Below are 429 nucleotides of genomic sequence, written 5' to 3'. Positions count from 1 at the left end.
GGATCGCCCGCACTGCTTCGCCCGTCCCGGGGAGTTCGAGTCGGTGCTGCACCTCGCCGGTGAATTCGTCGAAGTTCATACCGATCGCCCGCTCCAGAGTACGGGAGTCCGACGCATAATTGCTCGCGTCGTTACCATTCGCTTGTGAATGCTGTGGGTGTCGACCGCTCTCGGTGGCGTCGACAGCGAGGGTCGAACCGGACGTCGCACTGTCCGAGACGGCAGTCAGGGGACTTTCAGATACGCGTAGCCGTCGCTCTGGAGGCGCGTGAGTTCACCGACCCCCGACGGCACGAGCTGGACGTTCGAGAGGAGATCGGACTTGGCGATGTCGTGGCCACGGACGGAGTTCCGACAGCCGACACACCGGACGCCCGTGCTTCCCAGTCCGCGAATCTTCTCCGAGAGCGGCGCACCGGCCTCGAACAG

Annotated in this window: 1 protein-coding gene and 1 pseudogene; both read right to left on the bottom strand. The window is 64.6% G+C overall.

What is annotated here, in order from left to right:
- Nucleotides 1-79: pseudogene (locus DEQ92_RS24625) on the bottom strand (DUF2267 domain-containing protein); the annotation flags it as partial.
- Nucleotides 80-225: 146 nt separating this feature from the next.
- Nucleotides 226-429 (bottom strand): DsrE family protein (locus tag DEQ92_RS23100; RefSeq protein ID WP_199523001.1); only part of this gene is annotated, 204 nt, incomplete at its 5' end.

Source organism: Haloferax sp. Atlit-6N, assembly GCF_003383195.1.
Classification (GTDB): domain Archaea; phylum Halobacteriota; class Halobacteria; order Halobacteriales; family Haloferacaceae; genus Haloferax; species Haloferax gibbonsii.
The sequence above is the reverse complement of the archived record's forward strand: the minus strand, read 5'-3'. Positions and strand labels throughout refer to the sequence as shown.